The organism is Helicobacter ailurogastricus, from assembly GCF_001282945.1.
Classification (GTDB): domain Bacteria; phylum Campylobacterota; class Campylobacteria; order Campylobacterales; family Helicobacteraceae; genus Helicobacter; species Helicobacter ailurogastricus.
Genome location: NZ_CDMG01000006.1, coordinates 14,725 through 34,190 on the forward strand (window position 1 = coordinate 14,725; position 19,466 = coordinate 34,190).

The following is a 19,466-nucleotide window of genomic DNA, read 5'->3' on the forward strand; positions in this document are numbered from 1 at the left end:
AAATCGCTAAAGGATTGCCTAGGGGGAGTTAGGTACACGATACCCATAAAGTTGCTAGCTTGGCCTACCAAATCCTCAGCATTGTGGGCAACTTCTGCACCATTAGGAAACAATTTTCGCGCCAGCTACCCCAGCCCCTTTGCGCTTTTGTCAAAAACTCTTGGTTGGATTAGAGCACGCCTTTTTGTGTTTCTCTAGCCAAAGGGCTTTGTGGCATTGCATGCCTTCTAAAAATAAAATTAGACTTAGATGAATGTAACGATGGATAAGGATTTTAGCGTGCCCCTCCAAGCACACCAATTCTTTAGAATGCCTCGTAAGTTACGAGGGCAAAAGCCCCCTCTTGTGAGGCCTATTCCACCTCAGCGTCTATCACATCCTCATCCTTTTTAGATGCTTGGGGGTTTTGTCCCTTTTGCATCACCGCCTCTGTGAGCTTTTGAGAAGATTCGGCCAAGGCTTTCATTTTTGCCTCCACTTCCTCTTTGTTCGCGTTCTCGTTTTTGAGCGTGGCTTCCAAGTCGCTCAAAGCCTTTTGGATTTTCTCCACTTCGCTAGGCTCTAAGTTCGCCTTGTGTTCCTCAAGGTTTTTCTTGGTTTGGTGCGCGAGGCTTTCGGCTTGGTTTTTGGCCTCCACAACTGCCTTGCGGCGCGCGTCTTCCTCTTTGTGCAACTCTGCGTCTTTGACCATTTTATCGATCTCGCTATCGCTAAGCCCGCTGGAGCCGGTGATTTTGATCTCTTGGGATTTGCCGGTGTTTTTGTCCTTGGCCGACACGGTCAAAATCCCGTTGGCATCAATGTCAAAGGTCACCTCAATTTGAGGCACGCCTCTGGGGGCTGGGGCAATGCCGGTTAAGTCAAACTTGCCTAGAGATTTGTTGTCCTTGGCAAATTCTCTTTCCCCTTGCAAGACAAGGATAGATACGGCGGGTTGGTTGTCCTCAGCGGTGGAGAACACCTGCGCTTTTTTGGCAGGGATGGTGGTGCCTTTTTCAATGACTTTAGTCATCACCCCGCCTAAAGTTTCAATGCCAAGGCTTAAAGGGATCACATCCAAGAGCAAGACATCTTTGACATCGCCTTTTAACACGCCTGCTTGGATGCTCGCCCCCACAGCCACGACCTCATCGGGATTGACCGACTTATTCAAGTCTTTATTGATAAAGCCCTTGACCCGCTCTTGCACTTTGGGGATACGAGTCGATCCGCCCACCATCACCACTTCGGCAATGTCGTTTCGGCTTAAGCCCGCATCTTGGATCACGCTGTCGATTTTACTGATCGTGTCCTCGATCAAGTCGTCGATCAAGCTTTCAAACTTCGCGCGGGTGAGCTTTTTGACCAAGTGCTTAGGCCCGCTGGCATCGGCGGTGATGAAAGGCAAATTGATTTCGGTTTCCTGCGCCGAACTTAATTCCTTTTTAGCGTTTTCGCTGGCTTCCTTCAAGCGTTGCAACGCCATGATGTCCTTTTTAATGTCAATGCCATTTTCATTTTCAAACTCTTTGGCGATGAAGTCAATGATGCGGTTGTCAAAGTCATCGCCCCCTAGGAAAGCATCCCCCCCTGTGGCTAAAACCTCTACAACATTGTCGCCCGTTTCAAGCACTGTCACATCAAAGGTCCCCCCGCCAAGGTCATAGACCATGATTTTTTCAGACTCTTTTTTATCCAGCCCATAAGCCAAAGCCGCAGAAGTGGGCTCGTTGATGATCCGCAAGACATTTAGCCCAGCGATGGTGCCGGCTTCTTTAGTCGCCTTTCTTTGGCTGTCGTTGAAGTAAGCGGGGACTGTGATCACCGCTTCATTCACGGGTTCGCCCAAATAGCTCTCGGCGTCCTCTTTGAGTTTCATTAAGATTTTGGCGGAGATTTCCTGCGGAGTGTAGATTTTGCCCGCGATTTCTACGGCACAAGCCCCATTGCGATCCACGATTTTATAAGGCAAGCGTTTTTTTGCCTCTTGTGCCTTGTCCTCATTACTCATAAGCCCCATGATGCGTTTAATGGAGTATATGGTTTTTTCGGGGTTGGTCACCGCTTGGCGTTTGGCGCTCTCGCCCACTAAAATTTCGCCCTTGTCGGTGAAAGCCACGATGGAAGGCGTGGTGTTTTTGCCCTCTTTGTTGGCGATGATTTTTGCCTCATTGCCCTCATAAACCGCCATTGCAGAGTTGGTGGTGCCTAAGTCGATTCCGATCACTTTTGCCATTTTGTATCCTTTGTATTGAGATTAATTGTTTTTTGCAATGCTCACCATTGCGGGGCGCAACAAGCGCTCTTTATACTTGTAGCCCTTTTGAAAGACCTCTACGATCTGCCCCTCCTCTTGCCCCTCTGCCTGCACTTGCATGATCGCATTGTGTAGGTTGGGGTCAAAATCTGTATCACACTCCACGCACTCAATGCCGTGTTTGGCGAGCACTTCGTGCATTTTTTGCAGAGTGAGTTCCAAGCCCTGACACACCGCTTCGCTGCCCTCTTGTTTTGCGCTTAAAAGGGCGGCGTGCAAGGTGTCGATCACGGGCAGTAAATCCTGCGCGATTTTCTCATAGGCATACTCTAGCGCCATCGCCTTGTCCTTTTCTAGCCTTTTTTTGACATTTTCAAAATCGGCATGGGTGCGCAGGTATAAGTCCTGCGCCTCCTTAAACTTCGCCTGATAGTCGATCTGTGGTTCTTTAGGCTCGGCTACTTGGCTCGCCTCGCTAGTTGCGCCTACCTCGTTTTGCGGACGCACTGCGTCCTCCCCGACCGCTTCTTGCTCTCTTAGTTTCTCTACTTCTAGTGCTGTGTCTGTCATTTTCACCTCTTTATTCGTCATATGGATAACCCCCCAATCGCGCCATAAAAGCCCTCGAAATCCTGCTCTAATCCTCCCACACAAAGCATGCGAGTTTGCTCGCCCTTCAGCTTAATGGGGCAAAGCACGCCCAAAAATCCCAAGGGCAAGACCTTTTCAAAGTGCAATCCCTGCTCCAAGCCCCTTAGCAAACTCCCCTCCAAGATTTGCCTAAAGAGTTTTTGCGCCCCTCTGCTTTGGACAAGCTGGCCCAGCGCGCACAGCCCAAAATAAAGCTTTTCTAAACAAAGATGGTCGATTTGTTTAGCTAAACTTGTGGCGCACACAGACAAGGCAAGCTGTTGGATCGCCTTGCACTCCAGTCCAATCAAGTCTCTAACAAAACCCTCTAGCTTTTTATTGTAAGGCAACAGGGCTTGAGTGTTGCCAAAGTCTAAGATCAAAAATTGCCGCTCGTGGTTATGCACCGCCTGCAAAACCGCCTTTTGGTAGCGCTCCACCATGCTAAAAATCCCATAGTGCTCGCTTGCCCTTTGCAATTTGTCTAAATCCACTTCTAGGGGGGTACCTAAAGTGAGTTTCGCCCTCCAATAATCTTTGAGGGCTCGGGTCGTGGGGATGCGTCCGCTGCTGCTATGGCTTTGGCAAATCGCCCCCTCGCTGGTGAGCCGCTTAAAATAATTGCGGATGGTGGCTGATGAGATATGCACCGCCTGCCCTTGCAAAGCTAGGCGCAAACTTTCAGAGCCCACGGGCGCATGGCTGTAAAGATAGGTTTTAATAAAGGCATCTAAGAGCCACTCTTTCTTTGAGCCCATGGGTCTCCTTTCTCAAATTTCCCCGAAGTATAGCATAAATTTTGAAAAAATTAGCAATATTTTTACGATAATGCTAAAAATTCCCGCATTTTGGGCGTTTAAAAGGCAAACTTTATATTAGTCATATAAAGTTACATAAGTTATTTTATTAAAAATATTTGCTATGAGTGGCAAGTATTAGAGAGCAAAAAGGGGATGATTAAAGCATTTGGGACGTGTTAAACGAAATGTGCTAAAATACGGCTCATTTTATCTGTAAGGGGGTTTCTTGCGGTGGTTGTGGGTGTTTTTAGCCCTAGATTTCTTGGGTGCGGATGGGGGAGATAATTTTTTTAAAGCCATTGAGGCGCAACTACAAAGCAACACAGCTAGGGGCATTTTAATGTTGATTTTTATCGGCATCGCCTTTTATGTGTGGCGCAACTTAGACCGCTGGCGGGACATTTTATTCACCATTCTAGGCGTAGTGTTGGGGATCATCCTCTTTTTTAAAGCCCCCGCTTTGGCTTCTTGGTTCATGGGGTTGTTTTAATGGATCATCCTTTGTTGGTCGTGTCTGTGCCAAACTTGCAAGAAATCTCCACCAAGGACAAGTTTTTGTGGCTCAACGCCAAGTCGTGGATTGTGTCCATCTTTGTGCCCTTTGTGCTGTGGCCATGGCTTGGCACGCTGTGGGCTTTGGCGCTGTATGGCGGGTTTTTAGCCCTCTTTAGCGTGTTGGAGTTTTTTGATGAGGACATCGCCGACATCATCATCGCCCGCTCTAAGCTAAAAACCTCCGCCACAAGTTTTTACGCTTAAGACTCGATTTGCTCTAAAATCCGATCCACAATTTGGCCAGCCCCGCCACTAGAAACCTTTTGGCGCAGGCCTTGGCTCACGCTTGCAATCTCTAGGCCCTCTTGTTTGGGGGTTTCTAACCACTCGATGAAGTTGAAGAGGTGGTCTGGATGCAGGTGGGTTTGCTCCACGATTTTAGCCAGCCCCTCCTTAGCAAACTCCAAAGCGTTGTAGTACTGGTGGTTCTTAGCAGCAAAGGGGTAGGGCACAAAGAGGGTGGGTAGGTTGTTGGCGCACAGCTCCCACACACTGCTTGCTCCTGCGCGACTCACGCAAATGTCGGCTTGGCGCATTTTTTCCACGAGCTGTAAATCAAAGGCAAAGAGATCGACCTGATCTAAAAGCCCCAAACCCTTATAAACATTGGCGACCCGCTCGTAATTGAGATTGCCACACTGGTGGATCACCTTTAGCCCCTTTTTAAGCAATTTTCTAGCGCACAAAAGCGCAAATTCATTGATCGCCCTAGCTCCCTGCGACCCGCCCAAAAATAAAATTGTCCGCACTTCTGTGCGGATTCTAGCATTCTCAAAAAAGCTGTGGTGGATAGGATAGGGGGTATAAACCCTTTTGGGATCTGGCTCTGTGCTTTTGAAACTGCTAAAAATGCACTTGGCATAAGGGGTGATGAGTCTATTTAAAGCCCCTTGCACGGCGTTTTGCTCGTGGATGTAGAGCGGGATTTTAGAAAGAATGCCCGCAAAAGAGCCCGGCCCTGCGCTAAACCCCCCCACACTGATCAAGGCCTGTATGTGGTGTTTTTTTAGCAAGTTGCGGGCTGTTTGGGTGCAAAGGACTTGTTTGTATAGGGCTTGGATTTTCCTCAAAAAGCTTTTATCCACAACGCCTATGGTGTCCAAGAAAAAGCATTGTTTAAATAGGGGGCTGTTTTCAAACCATGCCTTGTCTTGTCCTGAAGTGCTGCCAATGTAGAGCAAGTCATGCCCTCTGGCTTGCAACTCTTGGGCTAGGGAGCGCACAATGCACAAATGCCCTCCCGTGCCACCCCCAGTGATCGCTAACATGGACTTTAAGAGTTCAGACGAGCACTTTTGGCTTGCACGAAAGATTTAAGTGTGTCCCTAAAGCCAAAGTCGGGATAATCCATGATGGATAGGGCGATTTGGGCGGCGTAGCCATTGTCGGGGTTAAAAACAAGGGGAGCTAAGAAATTCACCATGGAATCTTCTAAGTTTTTCTGCACCACCACCACACAATAAACCTCAACATGGGATTTGGCATTGAGCTCTAAAAGCAATTCAATGTATTTGGGGATGCTAAAGCTGTATTCGCGCAGTTTATAGGGGTTGGCTAAGACCATGCTGATGGTCCCATCGACACTGCTCACACGGCTAAAGAGATCATCAATTTTAGTGAGCTCCACCTCCATGATTTTTTCAAACCCGAGGATGGGGGCTTTTAACGTGTAACGCATGGGCTTCCTTTGGCAAAATATGCCCTGAAACCAGCAAAACTCGTTCCATTAAAACGCATAGGTGTAGTTAAGATACACAGAAAAATCCCTATGCAAGGTTAAAGTGGCGTTGTCTTGGGTGTGGGTTAAGTCTTTATTGTAGTGGGCGTAGGGAGGGTATAAAAGGGGCAACATGAATCCAAAATCCAACCCTTGGTGTTTGGAGAAATTTAAGCGCAGACCCACATTGAGGGGCAACTGGAATTGCACGGAGTGTGTTTGGCGCGCAAAAGTGCCCCCCAAATCCGCCACAAGCTCCCCTTCAAAGACAAGAGCCGCCGCTGTGTGCCAAGTTTCCACTCCAAACATCAATCCCACAAACCCTCCAAAGGTAAAATCCTGCCCTCTCCATTTGACCTCTATAAAATTGAGCAAAGCATCCGCCCCCAAACCATAAACAAACTGCGCCACGCCCGCCCCCCCATTGCCCGCAAAGTTAAAATAATAACGCACCCCAACTTGTTTGCTCTGCCCAAGGAAATGTTTAAACCCCAAGCGCACATTGCCCCCGCCCATTGGGGCTACGCTATCTTCTAATCCCCGCTGGTCTTTAGGCACAATAAAGTTCCCATTCTGCGACACGAGGGCTTCGCTTCTGACCAAGCCAAATTGTGGGCCAAAACTCAAATACCAAGCCTTATTCTCCGCGCACAAGGGCAAGAGCGCAAGCCCTAATAGGCAGACTGGGCACGACACTTTAAACCATTGCATAAAACTCCCCAATGCCAAATGCCCTAGTTTAGCTAAATCCCCTGATTTATCCCTAATTTTTAGCACACCTTAAGGCGTGTTTAAAACCAAAAATGGCACAAACTCATTTTTTATATTTGATGTAATTCTTATAATTACTTTTATAGAATTGCGCTTTTTAAAAAGGATAATGATGAGCAAATGCAGTTTTGTGTTGTGTGCTGGCATATGCGCTTGTGTGCCCTTGTGGGGCATAAAAACCCACCGCTTGCAAAGAGTGGAAACCACCGGCAGAACTTTTAACGAAGAGGCCCCCAAGAGTTGGCGCAGCCCTGAAGTGAAAAATTATTTGGGTAGCCAAACCGTCATTTCACATAAACAGCTCACTCAGCAGGCCAACCAAAGCATTGAAGAAGCCTTGCAAAATGTCCCCGGGGTGCATATTAGAAACGCTACGGGTGTGGGTGCTGTGCCTAGTTTTTCGGTGCGCGGCTTTGGGGGCGGGGGCTCGGGGCACAGCAACACGGGGATGATCTTGGTCAATGGAATCCCCGTGTACGTCGCCCCCTATGTGGATATTGGCATGCCCATTTTCCCCGTAACTTTCCAATCAGTCGATCGCATCAGCGTGATTAAGGGCGGGGAGAGCGTGCAGTATGGGCCTAATGCCTTTGGGGGTGTGATCAACATCATCACCAAGCCCATCCCCTACAAGTGGCAAAATCAAGTGGCAGAGCGCATGACGGCGTGGGGGCGGGCGAGCAATGGCGGCTTTGTGGGGCCTGAGAGTAAGGGACAACCTTTCATCAAAACCCTAGCCAACAACTTTTTATACAACACCTACCTCAAAAGCGGGGGTATGATCAACGAGCATTTTGGCGTGCAGGCACAGGCTAACTACATCACAGGGCAAGGCTTTAGGGCCAATAGCCCCACTAATATCCAAAACTATCTCTTAGATGCGCTTTATCAAATCAACGAAAACCATAAAATCACGGCTTACTACCAGTATTATAAATTTTTCCTCACCGACCCGGGGTCTTTGGGGGTGCAAGCTTACGACACCAACCGCTTCCAAAATAACCGCCCTAACAACGACAAAAGCGGGAAGGCCATGCGTTGGGGGGCAGTTTATCAAACCTTTTTTGGAGACACCTCTAAAGTGGGCGGAGATTTCACCCTCACCTACTATGGGCATGACATGAGTCGGGATTTCCAATTCGACTCGAATTTCTTAAATGTCAACACAAACCCCAACCTAGGCCCCGTTTACACTAACCAAAACTACAAGGGCTTTAACATTGGCGATCACCCCCGCCGCTATCTCATCAACGCTCTAGAACCCAACACCAATATTGTCTTCAACACCAAGTACATGAAACACACTTTAAAAGTGGGCATGCGCTACATGGCAAGCGACATGTGGTTTCGGTTTTTGCAAAACAAATGCCTTTCTGTCAATAATGGTACTTGCCAAATGTCGGGATTTTTATACGATAAGAAGGCCAGCCAAAATTTGGAAATGTTTAACAACTACATTGTGGGTTATGCCAGTTATAAAATGGAATTTTTTAAAGGCAAACTCACTTTAATCCCGGGGTTTCGCTACACTTTCTTGGACTACAAAAAAGTCTTGCCTGAAAATGTTAATCCCAAAACTGGGGATTTTAGCCTCTCTAAGAGCATTAAAAAGACAGACAACCAATACAGCCCTGCTTTCAATTTGGGCTATAAACCCCTAGAAAACTGGGTGATGTATTTTAATTACCGCCGCAGTTTCATCCCACCCCAAGCCAAGTCTGTGAGCATTTTCTCCACCAATTACAACCAAATTTTTAACGAGTTTGAAGTGGGATCGCGTTATTCCTACAAAAATATCCTAAGCTTTAACGTAGATTATTTTGTGATCCTCGCGCACCACTATTACAGCGGGGGGTATGGGAGCAACAGCCTAGACATCAACGCCAAAAGTCAGGGTGTGGAGCTGGAACTCTACTACGCTCCCATTAGAGGGTTACAAATGCACCTTGCCTACACCTACATAGACGCACGCATCACCAACAACGCGCAGGACAACCCCAGCTATTTTGAGGGCATCGTCGATCACCCCTTTAACCTCAAAGGCAAGAGATTGCCCTATGTCAGCCCCAACCAATTCATCTTTGACATGAGCTACACCTATAAACACACCACCTTCGGGCTTTCTAGCTATTTTTACAGCCGGTCTTATTCCTCCATTCTCAACCAGGCTACCCCCAAAACCGTTTGTTTCAACTTTGGCTACAGCATCGACGGGGCCACCTATGGCTGCAATAGCGTGGGGCTCTTGCCATGGTATTGGGTGTGGAATGTCCAGTTAAGTCAAGTATTTTGGCAAAGTGGGCGGCACAAAATCACAGGCAGTTTGCAGGTAAATAACCTCTTTGACATGAAATATTATTTTAGGGGTCTTGGCACCAGCCCTACGGGCAGAGAACCCGGCCCGGGGCGATCGGTGACGGCTTATTTGAGCTATGAGTTTTAAGCGTGTTCTTCAGAGAAGCGCCAACCATTGAGGTTTAAGACATTGCGGTCTGCCTCCTCTAGGGGCTCATAACCATTGTTTAACAGCCCATTGATGTAAATAGGGCACAAAGAAACCAAAAAATAAAGTCGTCCAGCTAAAGCCCACTTTGCAAATCCGACTTTCTCCAGCTCTGTTCCTTAACACCACTTTACCAGCCATAGACGCTCCTTTTCAAAAGATTTGGCATTGCCTGCAGGATGATTAACAACAAAACACCTTTATTTGTTATACTCTAAGCTATTTTTGCTTAAGGGCAGTGATGAAACTAACCCCGCTTCTGCTTTGTTTAGCTTTTTTGCAGGCCACCCCTTTGGATTTTGCTAAATTGCGCGCCAACTACACACAAACTTTACTAGACGGCAGCGCACCTCTTAAAGTTGCGCACTTAAACCCCCTGCCGTTAAAACCCAGCGCTAAGGATTTGCTCTACACTCTTAGAAGCGTTTTAGACTTGTTAAAGGCGCATGCACTCAACAATGCCCCCTTAAACAAAGCAGAGATCATCAACGCTTTGCAAGACTTTAGCCAGTACTACCAAGTTGGCGGCTTTGAGCGGGGGAATTGGTGGCCATGGGAAATTGGCATCCCCAAAGCCCTAAACGCCATTTTAGCTTTAGCTAACTTCCTGCCCCAAAGCTTGCAAACAACGCTTCTGCGAGAACAAGAATACTACCAGCCCAACCCCAAATATTCGGGTTTAAGTGCAGGCGCAAAGACAAGCACCAGCCCAGAAGCTAGGGAAAGTGTGGGGGCTAATCGGGTGGATACGGCTTTTATCAGCCTAGCTAGGGGGATTTTAAAGAAAAACACCGCCGAAGTTTTAGAAGCCATCAGTGCCGTTAAGAGCGCGTCTAAGATTATGAAAAGCGGCGATGGGTTTTATGCCGATGGCTCGTTCATCCAGCACGGGCATGTCCCCTCTAATGGGTCTTATGGCGTGGTGCTTTTAAGGGGCTTGGCGCAATTTAGCACCACTTTAGCCCACACCCCCCTAGCGCAAAATCTCATAGACCCCGCGCTGTACGCCAGCGTGCTCGAGGGTTACCCCTACTTACTCATTCAAGGCGGGCTAAACGCTTCTGTGTGTGGCCGCAGCATCAGTCGGGACAAAGAGAGCGATTTTACGCGGGGCAAAGCGTTGTTAAAGGCTTTGCGCGCTTTTGACAACCCCGCCTTAACGCCCTTGCTAAGTGGCGACACCAAGAATCTAGCCCCCGTACATGTCTTTGGGGCGATGGACAGAGCGGCGCAGGTGGGCGCGCACGGGGGGCGCTTGGTGCTGGCCATGCACTCTAGCCGTATTTTAAACTACGAGACCATGGGAGGGGAGAATTTAAAGGGCTTTGACACCTCCGATGGCATGACCTACATTTATGGCAATCCAAGCGCGTTTGTGGATTTTTGGCCTCTCATTAATCCCACTAAATTGCCCGGCACAACAGAAGTGCAAAACCAAGAAGAGGTGCTTTGGACGAGGGGGTCTTTGGGTCTAAACGATTTTGCAGGAGGGGCTAGCAATGGGCGTTTTGGCTTTGTGGGCTTTGATTTGCAAAAGCCCGGTTTTAGGGCACAAAAATCCTACCTCTTTTTAGGCGATGAGGTGGTGGCTTTAGGCAGCGTGGTTGGCGACAAGCCCACAACCACAATCCTAGATAACCGCAAACTAAGCCCTGCTATCCAAGTGTCGATCAACAATGCCCCTTTTGGCGATCAGGCACAGCTAGGACATCGAGGGGATTTTATTAACTTCACAAACACACAAGCGCACACAAACATAGGTTATATCCTCTTACAAGATGAAAACACCAGCCTTAAACAAGTGGAGCAAAGCGGGAGTTTTGCAGCCATTGGGGGCAAGAGTTATAAAACCCTGCATGCCCGCTTTTTAGAAATGCAAATTTTACACCCCCTAAAAGCTCACTACGCCTATGTGATCTTGCCAAATTTTAGCCCTAAAGAGGTGCAAGACTACCCCCTAGACGACTTGCAAATACTTGCCCAAACCCCCGCCCTGCACGCTATTTTTGTGCCCTCTAAACATCTATTGGCCCTTAATAAATACAGCCCGGGTTGGCTAAAATTTAAGGGGCTAAAACTCAAAGACCCCCTATCGCTTTTGCAAGTGCAAAGCGCCAATGGGCTCGCCCTAAGCGTGGCCGACCCCACGCAACAATTACAGCAAACGACCTTAATCCTTAAGGGGCGCTACAAACTCGCCCGCCCCAACTTTGCCGTCCGCCTCAAACTCAAGGGCAACAACACACATTTAGATTTGAAGCTCCCCGCTCTTGGGGCAACTTTGGCTGTGGATTTGGTTTTGTTGTAGGGTTTGGCTTGAAATTTGGTTGGGATTTTTGGCGCAACAAAGCGATGGATTTTTTGGCTGGGGCGTTGCCAAAAGTCCATTCCATGATCGAAGAAAACAACATTTTAGGGCTTTACAACGAGCGTTTTTTACTCACCAAGAGCGAGCAACTCGTGGGGTTGCTCAACATAGAGGGTTTGAGCGCAAACGCGCTTTTGCAAGAAGATTTACAAAGCCACTTTAGCAGCAAACAAAATGCCCTAGAGCAACTAGAGGGCGTGATTTTACGCATCCACACCAAGCGCGCTAAAATCCAGCTAGAGCCATCCAAGCCCCTTGCAAACCCCCAAGTGCAAGCCTTGTTGGATTTATCCGGGGACAAAACCCTATATGAGAACACTTATACTTTAATCTTTGAAACCGCCCCAAGCCCCCTTAAGAGTTTTTTAGAGCAAAAGAAATTAGAGCTCACCACCAGCATGCAAGCACACCAACACCTAGCCCAGCACTTGAGCGAGAGCATCACCAAAATGGCGCACGCCCTGCATGCCTTTAAACCCACGCCCCTAAGCGCCAAAGAAGCCCTAAACTTTTACGCCACTTTCATCAACGGACACCCCACAAAGTTAAACCCCACGCTGGGCTTTTTAGAAGACAGCTACATCGCCACGAATATACATTTTAAAAAAGATCACTACATCCAAGAACACGCCAGCCACACCACTTACAACCGCATTTTGGGTGTGAAAGCGTATGCGAGCAAGACTCTAAGCTCGCTCGCCCTGCTTTCTCTCTTACACCAAGAAAGGGAGTGTGAAGTCCTTTTAAGCATTGAGCCTTTAAGCACCCAAGCCGCCCTAGCCTTTGTGCAAGAAAAAATCCGCCTAAGTTTGGTGCCCCTCGTGCGCCAAGAGTTGCAAAGCTACTATGAAAAAATCCAAGCCAAGCGCTTGAGTCTGCAAAAAATCGCTTTAAATGTCTTTTTAAAGGCTCCCGATTTAGAGAGCCTAAACGCCGATACCAAAGAAGTTTTAAGCCTGCTTGCCAATGCGCATTTAGTGGGCGTGGTCGAAACTTTGGGGCTAAGACCCGCTTATTTTTCTATGTTCCCCGGGTGCTTACACTTAAACCCTCGCTTGCGTTGCCAAAGTGCGCAAGCTTTGGCCTCTCTGATGCTCTTTGAAAAGCAAAACCGTGGCTTTAAAAGCAACCCTTGGGGCAAGCAACCTTTGAGCGTGTTTAAAAATTTAGATCACTCCCCCTATCTCTTTAATTTTCACAACCAAGAGAGCGACTCCGATCCTAGCAGCCCTAGAGTCAATGGGCACACAATGATCGTCGGGGCTAGTGGAGCGGGCAAGACGACTTTAATGGGCTTTTTAATGGCAAATGCGCTCAAATACGAAAAGTTAAATATTTTAGCTCTCGATCGCGCCTATGGGCTGTTTTCGTGCATCCATTACTTCGGCGGGGTGTATAACTTTGGCAAGGATTTTAAAATCAACCCCCTATCTTTAGACTTGACCCCGAGCAACCAAGACTTTTTACACAGCTTTTACGCTAGATTACTCAATCTCCCCGACAAACTCCAAACCCAAGCCGACATCCAAGCCAGCCACGCCATTTTAAAAGCCCTAAAAAGTCTTTACGCCATTTTGCCCCCCAAAAGCTTTTGTTTGCAAGATTTTAAAGAAACCCTAACTTTCTGCCCAAACTTAAGTCTTAGCCTTGAGCCCTATTTGCAACACCCGCTTTTTAACGCCCTAGAAGACAGCCTAGAGTTTGACACCCCCTTAGCGGCGATCAATATGGACGCGATCAGCGCAAACCCCAAAGATTTAGGGCTTTTGGCTTACTATATTTTTTACAAGATTTTACACAGGGCTTTAGAAAAGCAAGAAGGATTTTTGCTCTTTGTAGATGAATTTAAAAGCTATGCGCTCAATGAAACCTTAAACACGCACATAAACACCTTGATCACGCAGGCTAGAAAGGCCAATGGGGTTGTGGTCTTGGCTTTGCAAGACACGCACCAGCTGGCTACAATCCCCGATGCCGCTAGCTTCGTCAAAAACATGGGGACTTTGATCTTCTATCCCCAAAAGCACATAGACAGCGCACTTTTAAGCAAAGATTTAGGCATCCAGCTAAGTTATATGGAGGCGCATTTTTTAGAAAACACCCCCCTAACCGCCCAACAAGTGTTGGTGAAAAACATGGCAGATGGCAGCTCAAACATCATCCATGTAGGCTTGCAAGATTTGGGGACGCATTTACGCATTTTTAACTCCAACGCCGCGCATGTCAAACGCCTACAAACCCTCATGCAAACCTACCCCACCACTTGGCGGGAAGTCTTGTTGCAAGAGGCCTAAAAGTTGCTAAAATGGGCATTTTTTAAAGGATTTTAGCGTGCAACTTTCAAACAAAAACATTTTAATCACGGGCGGGACGGGCAGTTTTGGCAAAAAATGCGTACAAATCTTGCTCGAGCAACACCAGCCTAAAAAAATCATTGTTTATAGCCGTGATGAGCTCAAGCAATGGGAGATGGCGCAAACTTACAACAGCCCTAACATGCGCTACTTTATCGGGGATGTGCGGGATAAAGAGCGACTCTTTAGTGCCTTGCAAGGGGTGGATATTTGTATCCACGCCGCCGCGCTCAAGCAAGTCCCCACTGCCGAGTACAACCCCTTAGAGTGCATCAAAACCAATATTTTAGGCGCGAGTGCGGTGATCGAGGCGTGCTTGCAAGCACAGGTAAGCCATGTCATTGCCCTGAGCACCGACAAGGCGAGCAATCCGATCAATCTCTATGGGGCGACCAAACTTTGCAGCGATAAGCTTTTCACCAGCGCAAACAACATGAAGGGCAAATCCCCCACGAAATTCAGCGTGGTGCGTTATGGCAATGTGGTGGGCTCTAGGGGCAGTGTCGTGCCTTTCTTTAAAGACCTAGCCGCCAAGAATGCCCCCTTTATCCCCATCACAGACACTAGAATGACGCGCTTTTGGATCACCCTAGAAAAGGGCGTGGCATTTGTATTAAAGAGTTTAAAACGCATGCACGGGGGGGAGATTTTTGTGCCTAAAATTGCGAGCATGGAAATTGTGGATTTAGCCAAAGCCCTAGCCCCGCATATCCCCCTAAAAACGATCGGGATCCGCCCGGGCGAGAAACTCCACGAGGTGATGATCAGTGCCGATGACAAAGCCCTAGAGTTTGAGGATTTTTATATTTTAGAGCCCACAATCACCTTCCAAACCCCCATCAACTACACGCAAACCTTGCTAGGCGAGCGCGGCACGCCCACGCCAGAGGGCTTTAGCTACAACAGCAAGGACAACCCCCAAAGGCTCACCCCCCAAGAACTCTTAAAGATGGCCCATGCTCTCTAGCCTGACTCAAATCCCCTTGTTAGAGGGTAAAAATGTCTTGCTCTTGGTGAGTGGCTCGATCGCCGCCTACAAAGCCTTAGAGTTGGTGCGTCTTTTTAAAAAAATGGGAGCAAGCGTTAGGGTGGTGATGAGTGAGGGGGCGTGCCAATTCGTGCAGCCTTTGAGCTTTGAGGCCTTGAGCCATTTTCAAGTGCTGACAGACACCAATGAAAAATGGGCGTTGCGCGAGGGAGATTGTGCCAACCACATTAGCTATGCCCAAAGCGCGGACATTGTGATCGTTGCCCCAGCAAGTGCCAACACCCTAGCCAAATTAGCGCAAGGACTCGCCGACAATGCCTTAAGCGCGACCTTTTTAGCCAGCCATGCCCCCAAAGTGTTAGCCCCCGCTATGAACACGCAAATGTTTTTAGCCAAGCAAACCCAGCACAATTTAAAACGCTTAAGGGCATTAGGCTGTGAGGTTGTCGCCCCCCAAAGTGGACTTTTGGCGTGTAACACCACAGGCGTGGGGGCGATGGCAGACATTACAGAGATTGCCAGCTCTTGCGCGCGCAAACTTTTAGCTAACGATTTTTGGCACAATAAAAAAGTGGTGGTTACAGGAGGGGGGAGCATAGAGGCAGTAGACTCGGTGCGCTGCATTTCTAATTTTTCTAGTGGCTTGCAGGCGCATTTTTTAGCCTTAGCTCTGTGGTTTAAGGGGGCGCAAGTGGTCTTGATCTCTAGCAAAAACGCTTTAGAGCTGCCTAGTGGCATTGAGCGTGTCAAGGTGCAAAGCGCAAACGACTACCTAGAGGCTTTAAAAACGCATGAAAACCCCAGCAACCCCCCCTTTTTATTCATGCTCGCCGCCATTAGCGACTATAAACCCAAAAACCGTCACCAAGGCAAGCTCAAAAAGCAGGATTTGGGGCCCTTTTGGGATTTAGAGTGCGTGCAAAATATAGACATTTTGCAGTCTGTCAGCGGATTTCACAAAGTGGGCTTTAAAGCCGAGAGCGACCCTATCCACGCCCTAGCAAACGCCCAAAAACTCTTAGACCCCCCTCCACAGGGCAAGGGCTGCAAATTTGTGTGCCTGAATGACACAAGCACTCTAGGGCAAGACACCAACCAAATCACCCTCCTAACCCCCCACACCACCTACACCACCCACAAGGGGCATAAACTCCAAGTGAGCTTTGAGGTTTTAGACTTTATAGAAAAAATGGCGTAGCCGTTTTTTGATATAGCCTTTTTTAATGGCATAGTTCCTTTAGCGGGTCAGTCTGAAGTTTTCAAGCGATTTTGGCGGACATCAAAACATCTATTTTAGTGATTTATAAATTCTAAAAAATCCCCACCAGCACTTTACTTTGCACCAGCCACATGTAAATGGCACTCCCTGCTAATACACTCAGCACAAAGATTTTTAAATACCATTGTAAAAGGGCGACACTGACAATCGCTAGAATTTCATTGAGCCCATAGGGCGGAGCATTAAAAGAGGTGTCCTTGATTCCATAGACAATCAACATACCCACTACCCCAAGACTAAGCACCCGCCCTAAGTAAGTCAATACCTTAGGGACAGGGTGTTTAGCATTAAAAATCAAGAAAGGGAAGACACGGATGGCATAGGTCGTAGCAGCAGCAATAAGTAGGGCAGACACAACATAGGAGTCGCTCATTCCAATCTCCTTTTAAAGAGGATAAAGACCACAACCATGATGGCCAAAGTCGGTAAGAGAAAATAAGTTTTACCAAAAAGTGCCAAACACCCAGCCGCGCTCAACAACCCCACTAGAGCTGGAGCGTGCCGATTGGTAGAACGCCACTGCTCCACAAAAATCACGACAAATACCCCCACAACTATGAAAGAAATCCCTTGGATATTCAAACTGAATTGATTTGCCAAGACCACCCCCAAAGCAGTGCCCAATACCCAATAGATGTGGTGCAAACAAGCGATAGACAACATGAAATCTTGCGGGGCGCTTTCTTTAGGTTTGACAAAATTTAAAAGCATAAAAGTCTCATCGGACAGGGTATGTGCCATGTAAAACACCCGTTTTCCCATGCCTGAAAAAGGTTCTAGCATTGAAACCGCATAGCAGATTTGGCGGACATTAAGCAAAACAACTAATAAAAAGACATTTAGCAAACTCACATGTGCTGCCAATAACCCCACCACCAAAAACTGCACGGCTCCAGCATAAATAAACACACTCATATACAATGCAAACCACACGCTATGCCCCTCCTGTTGCACCAACACTCCAAAAGTTGCTCCAATCAGCACATAGCCTACAAGTAGTGGAATTGTGTGGGGGAAGGCCTCTACAATTGCTTTAAACATCTTTTTCCTAAGAAAAGTTTTATGTCTCTAAAAAACCATAGCCATGCCAAGATTTCTACAAAAATTATACTCAAATTAAACTGGCGCGCACAGCAAATGCTCTGTTCCGATCTGATCACTTTTTATCGATTTTTGCAGATTTAGCACCCTTTTGGCAAGCGTGCGTGGTGGCCTTGTTATGCTAGTGTTTTTGGGCTTTGAGGACTCTGGGGTTTAGGTGCAACAAGGGTTAAAATGCTATCATTAGGTTTGATTCTAATTTAAGGGGGTTTGTGTGGTTTTTAGGATGAAAGCAAGGGTTTTAGTGCTTTCAGCACTGATGGTGATGGGTGCAACTCAGATGACTCAGGCCACAGAGAGGAATGGCTTTTTTATAGGCCTTGGGTACCAACAGGGTAAAGGTGGGGGAGGAGAATACAAGAAAGCCTTGTCGAGCGGATTTCCTCTTTATGGTCTAAGTGCGCAGGTGGGAGGCATTGGGTTTGCCAACAAATGGTTTGGCGGGCAGGTTTATGGCTTCTTTGATTGGAACAACAGCGGTTTCTTTGATAATTTGCGCTTTTGGGAAAACTTTGGGAAACCCACTGAAGGTAAATGGGATGTCTATACCTATGGTGGGGCTGCGGATGCGATTGTAAATCTCATCGCAACTGACCCCTTTGCCTTTGGCTTAGTGGGAGGCATTCAGCTAGCAGGCAACACATGGAGTTACAGTGACTTTTCTCACACCGGTTTTCAGTTCCTTTTTAATGCGGGCGGACGCATTAGACTAGGCACGCACTCGGCGATACAAGCGGGAATCAAATTCCCCATGATCCCCCAAAAGCTCACGGCCACAATAAAGGACATCAGACGCTATGTTTGGTATGTCAGCCTTGATTACACTTTCTAGGGTGATGAATCGCCTTTGAATTCTTGGGGGCTAGTGTTTTGCTTGTGCTAAGGACCTGCCCGCTCATTTAAGTTTTACAGATCAACGAATTAAGGTAAAAGCCTTGCTAGTTATTGGGTGGTTCTCTGTCTATCCTTGCTCCCATATATTCTAAATTGACTGGGTCTAAATCTTTCTTTTAAAGACCATGTTTTAAGTGGTGTTTCTGTCGCTTTAGTTATTGCTTAAAACAAAAGGGTCATTTGTGTGGCCTACAATCCCCTTCTTGCTCGCCATGCCCTGCAGGCCAAGAGCGGCGCATCGACTTAAGGGAGCAGATCTTAGTCAATGGACTGCCCTTTGTGTGGGAGTGAGGGGTTATGAAAACCGATTGAAAAACAACCTCTCCCCCCTTGTTAAAATTTTTGCTTGAGCCATCCCTAAAACAAATGCCTATGCCTGAGATCGCGCAAGAAATCGTAAATGGTGCCACTAGGGACAAAAGTGCGGGGGTTTTTAGTGCTATTGACTGCCATGCCCAAAAACACCCCTGCGCTGTTAAAAAAGGGTTGTCCGTCCATAACTTCGTTTCCTTTGGGTAGGAGATGCTCTAGGGTTTGGCGTGCATTTTCCACCACAAAAGCATTTGTGTCGCTCACTGTGGGGTAGTAAAGGGGACTCCCCGGGAGTGTAGGGGAGTTCTTAGCGTGCAAGAGATTTTGGGCGTATTTTTTGTAAATGCGGGCGTGGTAAAAACTCTCAGGGCGGGTTTGGCAGAAGTCATTTGTGAAAGCGTGGGTGTTTAAGAGAGCCAACCCCCGATTGCGATCAATCGCTTTAATGCGTAACCGAGCCACGCAAATGAGCACGGGCGCGCTGTCATCTTGCATTTTTGCCATAAAGGTTGTGGCATACATGCCCTTATCGTATGCAAGTTCTGAAGAAGTGAGTACATGCCCTCTTGGCAACAAAAGCCCATAGCCTTGTTTGTAATGGCCATCTCCAAAGTAGGCGGTTAAAAACATGGTGCTGTAAATCCACGGGTGTAAGTAAGTGTGCGTGGCGCGCTTAGATGTATGCGTGTCGTTTTGCAAAAAAACGCGCTTCGTGTGCTGCAAGGTGGCGTGTGGCGTTGGGGCTTTGGGTTGTGTGGGGCGGTGTTGGGGGGTTTGGTGGTTGTGGTGGATCAAAGAAGTGTCTAGGGCATCTTCAGCCAGCAAAAATCCTCCATTAAGCAAGAGAGAGGCCACAAACACACCCACACACTGCATAAACACCCCATAACATAAATTAAGGGTGAAATCGGTAAAATGCGCCGGTTATTTTAATCTTTTCAATTTTGATCAAGGAAAA

17 protein-coding genes are annotated in these 19,466 nt (G+C 47.6%); 8 read left to right on the forward strand and 9 right to left on the reverse strand.

Annotated elements, in window-relative coordinates:
* Positions 1-352 precede the first annotated feature (352 nt).
* Genes dnaK through HAL07_RS04705 form a run of 3 tightly spaced genes read right to left on the reverse strand, consistent with a single transcriptional unit; the run spans position 353 to position 3,624 of the window.
* Positions 353-2,215: a molecular chaperone DnaK gene (dnaK, locus tag HAL07_RS04700; RefSeq protein ID WP_053942003.1), complete on the reverse strand. Its 1,863-nt coding sequence runs from the start codon at positions 2,213-2,215 to the stop codon at positions 353-355.
* A 21-nt stretch (positions 2,216-2,236) separates the two neighbouring features.
* Complete coding sequence (gene grpE / locus HAL07_RS07935; protein ID WP_104741350.1) at positions 2,237-2,806, reverse strand: nucleotide exchange factor GrpE; 570 nt, start codon at positions 2,804-2,806, stop codon at positions 2,237-2,239.
* Positions 2,807-2,823: 17 nt separating this feature from the next.
* Positions 2,824-3,624 carry an HrcA family transcriptional regulator gene (locus tag HAL07_RS04705; protein ID WP_053942002.1) on the reverse strand — a complete coding sequence of 267 codons (801 nt, stop codon included), beginning with the start codon at positions 3,622-3,624 and terminating at the stop codon, positions 2,824-2,826.
* A gap of 268 nt (positions 3,625-3,892) precedes the next feature.
* Between HAL07_RS04705 and HAL07_RS04710 the strand changes: the two genes are divergently transcribed.
* On the forward strand, positions 3,893-4,156 hold the full coding sequence (locus HAL07_RS04710) for a TrbC/VirB2 family protein (protein WP_053942001.1): 264 nt from the start codon (positions 3,893-3,895) through the stop codon (positions 4,154-4,156).
* Entirely contained in the window at positions 4,156-4,425 is a 270-nt protein-coding gene (locus HAL07_RS04715) for a hypothetical protein (protein ID WP_053942000.1), read from the forward strand. The genes HAL07_RS04710 and HAL07_RS04715 overlap by 1 nt, the downstream gene beginning before the upstream one ends.
* Here HAL07_RS04715 and murG read toward each other — a convergent pair.
* From murG to HAL07_RS04730, 3 genes are read right to left on the reverse strand one after another with little or no spacing between them, the layout of a single operon-like run.
* The gene (gene murG, locus HAL07_RS04720) at positions 4,422-5,489 is read right to left on the reverse strand and encodes an undecaprenyldiphospho-muramoylpentapeptide beta-N-acetylglucosaminyltransferase (protein ID WP_053941999.1); all 1,068 of its coding nucleotides are present in this window, start codon (positions 5,487-5,489) and stop codon (positions 4,422-4,424) included. The two genes, HAL07_RS04715 and murG, sit on opposite strands and share 4 nt — an antisense overlap.
* Before the next feature lie 5 nt (positions 5,490-5,494).
* A complete protein-coding gene (gene fliW, locus HAL07_RS04725; protein ID WP_053941998.1) occupies positions 5,495-5,899 on the reverse strand; it encodes a flagellar assembly protein FliW in 405 nt (134 codons plus the stop codon).
* A 48-nt stretch (positions 5,900-5,947) separates the two neighbouring features.
* The gene (locus HAL07_RS04730; protein WP_104707605.1) at positions 5,948-6,649 is read right to left on the reverse strand and encodes an outer membrane beta-barrel protein; all 702 of its coding nucleotides are present in this window, start codon (positions 6,647-6,649) and stop codon (positions 5,948-5,950) included.
* A 172-nt stretch (positions 6,650-6,821) separates the two neighbouring features.
* On the opposite strand from HAL07_RS04730, the gene HAL07_RS04735 reads away from it, so the two are divergent.
* The 5 genes from HAL07_RS04735 (at position 6,822) to coaBC (ending at position 16,120) form a co-directional block, all read left to right on the forward strand.
* A complete protein-coding gene (locus HAL07_RS04735) occupies positions 6,822-9,152 on the forward strand; it encodes a TonB-dependent receptor family protein (protein ID WP_053945305.1) in 2,331 nt (776 codons plus the stop codon).
* A 301-nt stretch (positions 9,153-9,453) separates the two neighbouring features.
* Complete coding sequence (locus tag HAL07_RS04745; RefSeq protein WP_053945306.1) at positions 9,454-11,520, forward strand: polysaccharide lyase family 8 super-sandwich domain-containing protein; 2,067 nt, start codon at positions 9,454-9,456, stop codon at positions 11,518-11,520.
* A 44-nt stretch (positions 11,521-11,564) separates the two neighbouring features.
* Positions 11,565-13,874, forward strand: coding sequence for a VirB4 family type IV secretion/conjugal transfer ATPase (locus HAL07_RS04750; RefSeq protein ID WP_053945353.1), 2,310 nt, complete (start codon positions 11,565-11,567; stop codon positions 13,872-13,874).
* A 37-nt stretch (positions 13,875-13,911) separates the two neighbouring features.
* Complete coding sequence (gene pseB / locus HAL07_RS04755; protein ID WP_053945307.1) at positions 13,912-14,901, forward strand: UDP-N-acetylglucosamine 4,6-dehydratase (inverting); 990 nt, start codon at positions 13,912-13,914, stop codon at positions 14,899-14,901.
* Entirely contained in the window at positions 14,891-16,120 is a 1,230-nt protein-coding gene (coaBC, locus tag HAL07_RS04760; RefSeq protein WP_053945308.1) for a bifunctional phosphopantothenoylcysteine decarboxylase/phosphopantothenate--cysteine ligase CoaBC, read from the forward strand. The genes pseB and coaBC overlap by 11 nt, the downstream gene beginning before the upstream one ends.
* A 112-nt stretch (positions 16,121-16,232) precedes the next feature.
* On the opposite strand, the gene HAL07_RS04765 is transcribed toward coaBC, so the two are convergent.
* Both HAL07_RS04765 and HAL07_RS04770 read right to left on the reverse strand, forming a co-directional pair.
* A complete protein-coding gene (locus HAL07_RS04765; RefSeq protein WP_053945309.1) occupies positions 16,233-16,574 on the reverse strand; it encodes a branched-chain amino acid transporter permease in 342 nt (113 codons plus the stop codon).
* Positions 16,571-17,242 (reverse strand): AzlC family ABC transporter permease, encoded by a 672-nt coding sequence (locus HAL07_RS04770; protein WP_053945310.1) that lies wholly within the window; start codon positions 17,240-17,242, stop codon positions 16,571-16,573. The genes HAL07_RS04765 and HAL07_RS04770 overlap by 4 nt, the downstream gene beginning before the upstream one ends.
* 286 nt (positions 17,243-17,528) lie before the next feature.
* Between HAL07_RS04770 and HAL07_RS04775 the strand changes: the two genes are divergently transcribed.
* Entirely contained in the window at positions 17,529-18,134 is a 606-nt protein-coding gene (locus HAL07_RS04775; RefSeq protein WP_053942010.1) for an outer membrane beta-barrel protein, read from the forward strand.
* A 419-nt stretch (positions 18,135-18,553) separates the two neighbouring features.
* Here HAL07_RS04775 and HAL07_RS04780 read toward each other — a convergent pair whose 3' ends face one another.
* Positions 18,554-19,384, reverse strand: coding sequence for a hypothetical protein (locus HAL07_RS04780; protein ID WP_053941989.1), 831 nt, complete (start codon positions 19,382-19,384; stop codon positions 18,554-18,556).
* Positions 19,385-19,466: the final 82 nt, after the last annotated feature.

Coding starts and splice junctions, on each gene's coding strand:
- dnaK (WP_053942003.1), bottom strand. CDS start 2,215: ATGGCAAAAGTGATCGGAATCGACTTAGGCACCACCAACTCTGCAATG.
- grpE (WP_104741350.1), bottom strand. CDS start 2,806: ATGACAGACACAGCACTAGAAGTAGAGAAACTAAGAGAGCAAGAAGCG.
- HAL07_RS04705 (WP_053942002.1), bottom strand. CDS start 3,624: ATGGGCTCAAAGAAAGAGTGGCTCTTAGATGCCTTTATTAAAACCTAT.
- HAL07_RS04715 (WP_053942000.1), top strand. CDS start 4,156: ATGGATCATCCTTTGTTGGTCGTGTCTGTGCCAAACTTGCAAGAAATC.
- murG (WP_053941999.1), bottom strand. CDS start 5,489: ATGTTAGCGATCACTGGGGGTGGCACGGGAGGGCATTTGTGCATTGTG.
- fliW (WP_053941998.1), bottom strand. CDS start 5,899: ATGCGTTACACGTTAAAAGCCCCCATCCTCGGGTTTGAAAAAATCATG.
- HAL07_RS04730 (WP_104707605.1), bottom strand. CDS start 6,649: ATGCAATGGTTTAAAGTGTCGTGCCCAGTCTGCCTATTAGGGCTTGCG.
- HAL07_RS04735 (WP_053945305.1), top strand. CDS start 6,822: ATGAGCAAATGCAGTTTTGTGTTGTGTGCTGGCATATGCGCTTGTGTG.
- HAL07_RS04745 (WP_053945306.1), top strand. CDS start 9,454: ATGAAACTAACCCCGCTTCTGCTTTGTTTAGCTTTTTTGCAGGCCACC.
- HAL07_RS04750 (WP_053945353.1), top strand. CDS start 11,565: ATGGATTTTTTGGCTGGGGCGTTGCCAAAAGTCCATTCCATGATCGAA.
- coaBC (WP_053945308.1), top strand. CDS start 14,891: ATGCTCTCTAGCCTGACTCAAATCCCCTTGTTAGAGGGTAAAAATGTC.
- HAL07_RS04765 (WP_053945309.1), bottom strand. CDS start 16,574: ATGAGCGACTCCTATGTTGTGTCTGCCCTACTTATTGCTGCTGCTACG.
- HAL07_RS04770 (WP_053945310.1), bottom strand. CDS start 17,242: ATGTTTAAAGCAATTGTAGAGGCCTTCCCCCACACAATTCCACTACTT.
- HAL07_RS04775 (WP_053942010.1), top strand. CDS start 17,529: ATGAAAGCAAGGGTTTTAGTGCTTTCAGCACTGATGGTGATGGGTGCA.
- HAL07_RS04780 (WP_053941989.1), bottom strand. CDS start 19,384: ATGCAGTGTGTGGGTGTGTTTGTGGCCTCTCTCTTGCTTAATGGAGGA.